Annotated in this window: 4 protein-coding genes; 1 reads left to right on the forward strand and 3 read right to left on the reverse strand. The window is 33.4% G+C overall.

Features of this window, described 5'->3' with window-relative positions; all coding sequences use genetic code 11:
* Nucleotides 1–213 precede the first annotated feature (213 nt).
* Nucleotides 214–1,419, forward strand: a complete 1,206-nt coding sequence (gene lysA, locus DIU01_RS12765; protein ID WP_290835044.1) for a diaminopimelate decarboxylase — start codon at nucleotides 214–216, stop codon at nucleotides 1,417–1,419.
* 59 nt (nucleotides 1,420–1,478) lie between these two features.
* Here the strand turns inward: lysA and pafA are convergent, their stop codons facing one another.
* The 3 genes from pafA to DIU01_RS12780 all read right to left on the reverse strand — a co-directional run.
* Nucleotides 1,479–3,089, reverse strand: coding sequence for an alkaline phosphatase PafA (gene pafA, locus DIU01_RS12770; RefSeq protein WP_290835045.1), 1,611 nt, complete (start codon nucleotides 3,087–3,089; stop codon nucleotides 1,479–1,481).
* Nucleotides 3,090–3,154: 65 nt separating this feature from the next.
* Nucleotides 3,155–4,093, reverse strand: a complete 939-nt coding sequence (locus DIU01_RS12775; RefSeq protein ID WP_290835047.1) for a nitronate monooxygenase — start codon at nucleotides 4,091–4,093, stop codon at nucleotides 3,155–3,157.
* A gap of 23 nt (nucleotides 4,094–4,116) precedes the next feature.
* On the reverse strand, nucleotides 4,117–4,538 hold a 422-nt coding region (locus tag DIU01_RS12780), incomplete at its 5' end, for a T9SS type A sorting domain-containing protein (RefSeq protein WP_290835050.1).

Below are 4,538 nucleotides of genomic sequence, written 5' to 3' on the forward strand. Positions count from 1 at the left end.
AACTCGCTTCCCGATAAAAATCGGGAGAGCTCCAACAATTGCAACATCAGGGCTAAAAAATTATCGATAGCATATAAAATTCAAAATATAATTGACAAATTCGTAGAAATGTTAAACGCTTTGCAAAACCTTTTTACAACTCCTATATTTGCAAATCATTCAATTATAAAAGTTTAAAATAAAATTAAACTTCAATCTCTAAAAATTTTAAAAATGCAACCTAAAGAATTACTAGCTCTTGCCGAGGAATTTGGCAATCCGCTGTACGTTTATGACGCAGCAACTATCGAGAATCAGTACAATCGTTTGACTTCGGCTTTTTCCAAGGTGGAAAAGTTACGCGTGAATTATGCAATGAAGGCTTTGTCAAACATTTCGATCTTGAAGTTGTTGAAGAACTTGGGTTCAGGATTAGATACGGTTTCTATTCAAGAAGTACAACTTGGTTTACACGCCGGTTTTACTCCAGAAAAAATCATATTTACACCAAACGGAGTTTCATTTGAAGAAATCGAAGAAGTAGCAAAATTGGGTGTTCAAATTAATATTGATAACCTTTCTATCTTAGAACATTTTGGAGCAAAACATCCTACAGTCCCAGTTTGTATCCGTATAAATCCGCACGTTATGGCTGGAGGAAATGCTAATATTTCTGTAGGTCATATTGATAGTAAATTCGGAATTTCAGTACATCAATTGCCTCATATTTTGCGTATTGTAGAAAATACAAAAATGCATATTAACGGAATTCACATGCACACAGGTTCTGATATTTTGGATATCGAAGTATTCTTGTATGCAGCCGAAATTTTATTTGATGCTGCTAAAAACTTCAAAGAATTAGACTTTTTAGACTTTGGAAGTGGATTTAAAGTTCCGTACAAAAAAGACGATATCGAGACTAATATTGAAGAATTAGGTAAAAAACTATCAAAAAGATTTTTAGCTTTCGAAAAAGAATATGGTCGTGAATTGACATTAGCTTTCGAACCAGGAAAATTTTTAGTTAGTCAAGCTGGATATTTCTTAGCGAAAGTGAATGTTGTTAAACAAACCACTTCAACAGTTTTCGCTGGAATTGATTCTGGTTTTAACCACTTAATTCGTCCGATGCTTTATGGTTCACAACATACCATTGAAAACATTTCTAATCCAAAAGGAAAAGAGCGTTTTTACACCGTTGTAGGTTACATCTGTGAAACCGATACGTTTGCCAACAACAGAAGAATTTCTGAAATAAAAGAAGGTGATATTTTGAGTTTTAAAAATGCTGGAGCGTATTGCTTTTCAATGGCATCCAACTACAATTCGCGTTTTAAACCAGCAGAAGTGTTATGGAAAGACGGAAAAGGTCACTTAATTAGTAAAAGAGAAACCTTTGAAGATTTGATTAAAAATCAGATACTAATCGAACTATAAGTTACTTAAGATAATAAATGAAAAATCCACTAAATTAATTAGTGGATTTTTTTTGTTTTTTATTTTTGAAAAACCTCTGTCAAAACTTTACTGTCAGTTGAATTTGGCATTGTTATTTGAAGTAATTGTGAAACCGTTGGTGCAATTTGAGTAATCACTTTTTTATCATACGATTTTCCTTTCGGAATCTTCCAACCGTAGAAAATAACTGGTACATGCGTATCATAACTGTAAGGCGAACCATGCGTTGTTCCAGTTGCAGAATATTCCATGTAACCTGGTTTGTAGGCAAAAAGCAAATCCCCATTTTGTGTAGGATCATAACCTTTGGCAATAAAATCTAGGATGGCATCACTTCCAGATGAAGCTAAAATTTCTTGCTCGGTATAAACGCGTTTTACATATTCTTTTGAGTAAAGAAAACCTTTGAATGCTTCATTGACTTTCTCCAAATCCAACCCTCTTGATTTTAAAATGTCTTTGTTGTAGTAAATATTATAGCTAGAATAATTCAATATCAAATCTTCGCCGAAAGTAGCTTTAGAAAATTCTTTTAAATCGCTTTCAACATTTTTGTAATTGATATTGTTTACTTGATATTTATTGTCTTTTAAATAGGTAACATTTTCAGCTCCAGCGTGATCGGCTGTTAAAAACACTAAGTATTTATCTTTACCTACAGTTTTATCTAAATAATTTAAAAAGTCGGCAATGTTTTGATCTAAACGCAAATACGTATCTTGAATTTCGATCGATCTTGGTCCGAAAGTGTGTCCGATATAATCTGTAGATGAAAAACTTAATGCTAAAAAATCGGTGATTTCATCTTTACCAAGTTGTTCTTTTTCGATGGCTTTTTTTGCAAAATCTGCTAAAAGATCATTTCCGTAAGGACTAACTCTAATCACTCCAGCATCATTATTATCAATCATTTCCTTCATATTGTAAGGAAAAAAAGGCGTCTTTTTGTACAACTTTCCTTCATAAGGATTATCATCAGCTAGACTTTCATTGTAGGTTTCTTTAGGTTTCAATAAATCCCAACCTTTATTCGTGTAACCTAAATAATTTTTCTCTTTATTGAAATCAGTTACCCAAGTTGGCAATTTCTCACCATAAAAAGAACTCGAAATAAACTCACCAGTTTTGCAGTACCAAAAAGCCCAATCAGCAAAATGTCCGGCAGGTAAAATCGCGCCTCTATCTTTTATACTAATTCCGATTACTTTTCCTTTAAAGTTGGTTGACAATTTTAATTCATCGGTAATTGTAGTGCTTTGCAAATTTTTTGGAGACATTTTTCCTTCACTTTCTGTGCCTGGAACTAAAGTTGTAACTGATGCATCGTCGGTACAATACACTTCTTTTTTTAAAGTTCTGTGAAACCATTCGTTGCTTACAATTCCATGCATTGCTGGCGTTGTTCCAGTATAAACCGATGCATGTCCTGGCGCAGTGTAAGTTGGCATATAGTTATAATGTGCATTATGAAACGTATAGCCATTATTCATTAATCGCTTAAAACCATTCTCGGTAAAATCACTTTGAAAACGGTATAAATATTCCATTTTCATTTGATCTACCACAATTCCGACAACTAATTTTGGACGTTCTTGGGCTTGAAGGTTTGAGCAAATTACAAACGCTATAACTAAAAGTATCTTTTTCATTTAAAAGTATTTCGACAAAAGTAAGGATAAGATTTCAAAGCAATGTGATGCAAATCTTAAGAATTTTATAAAGTGATTGCTTCTTTTTTAGCCAATTCAAATTCGGAAATAATTTCAGATACAATTTCATTAACTGGCATAATGTCGTGAATTAATCCAGCAATTTGACCAATTTCAAGTTCGCCTTCGATTAAATCGCCTTCAAACATGCCACGTTTTGCTCTTCGTTTTCCCAATAAATTTTCTAAATCTTCTTTCGACGGACATTTAGTATATAACTCTTGAACGTCATTATAAAATTTATTTTTTATCAATCGTACTGGAGCCAATTCTTTTAAAGTCAATTGCGTATCACCTTCTCCAGTTTCAATTATTGTTTTTTTGAAATCATCGTGCGCCGAACTTTCTGTTGATGCTGCAAATCGGCTTCCCATTTGAACACCATCGGCACCAAGAATCATTGCTGCAAGCATTCCTCTTCCAGTTGCAATTCCACCAGCTGCAATTAATGGAATCGTGATATTTTCACGAACCATCGGAATTAAAGTTAAGGTTGTGGTTTCTTCTCTTCCGTTATGTCCACCAGCTTCAAATCCTTCGGCTACGACGGCATCAACTCCGGCTTCTTGTGCTTTTAAAGCAAATTTAGAACTACTCACCACATGAACAACTGTAATTCCGTTGGCTTTTAAATGTGACGTCCAAGTTTTAGGATTTCCTGCTGACGTGAATACGATTTTTACACCTTCTTCGATAATTATTTGAATAATTTCTTCAATATTTGGATACAACATTGGAACGTTTACACCAAAAGGTTTATCGGTTGCTTTCTTACATTTTTGGATGTGTTCTCTCAAAACATCAGGATACATTGAACCAGCTCCGATTAATCCTAATCCGCCAGAATTACTAACGGCACTTGCTAATTTATATCCTGAGTTCCAAATCATTCCGCCTTGAATAATTGGATATTGTATGTTGAAAAGTTGGGTAATTTTATTCATATTTTCCGAAAGAAATTCGTGTTTTAATTTTTAATTATTTTTCCAGTCTGAGTAGCATTTGCGGAAGCGATTTTATAGAAATACACACCCGAATTTAAATTTTCTAAAGAAAGAGTTGCGTTCGACTGATTGATATTTTTTTCTATAATTGTTTGTCCTAGAGAATTGTAAATTGTGATTTTAGAATTGCTACCATCATTTGGAATGGACACTGAAATAAAACCAGTTGTTGGATTTGGAAAAAATTTAAATTTATTCAAATTCAATTCATTTACATCAAGCAAAGCCATGTTTAATGCCATCTGAAAATCTGGAATTCCATACCCATATTGATTTGTTGGCAAATTAAATCTATCGGAAGATTGTTTAACAAATTGAACTACCTGGGCATTTGTTGCCCACGGAATTGCTTGCCAAAAACTAGCAATCATTCCGGCCATAATTA

The organism is Flavobacterium sp. (assembly GCF_003525665.1).
GTDB lineage: Bacteria > Bacteroidota > Bacteroidia > Flavobacteriales > Flavobacteriaceae > Flavobacterium.

Excerpts from the sequence above, each read along its gene's own strand:
- pafA (WP_290835045.1), bottom strand. The coding sequence starts at position 3,089 with ATGAAAAAGATACTTTTAGTTATAGCGTTTGTAATTTGCTCAAACCTT.
- lysA (WP_290835044.1), top strand. The coding sequence starts at position 214 with ATGCAACCTAAAGAATTACTAGCTCTTGCCGAGGAATTTGGCAATCCG.
- DIU01_RS12775 (WP_290835047.1), bottom strand. The coding sequence starts at position 4,093 with ATGAATAAAATTACCCAACTTTTCAACATACAATATCCAATTATTCAA.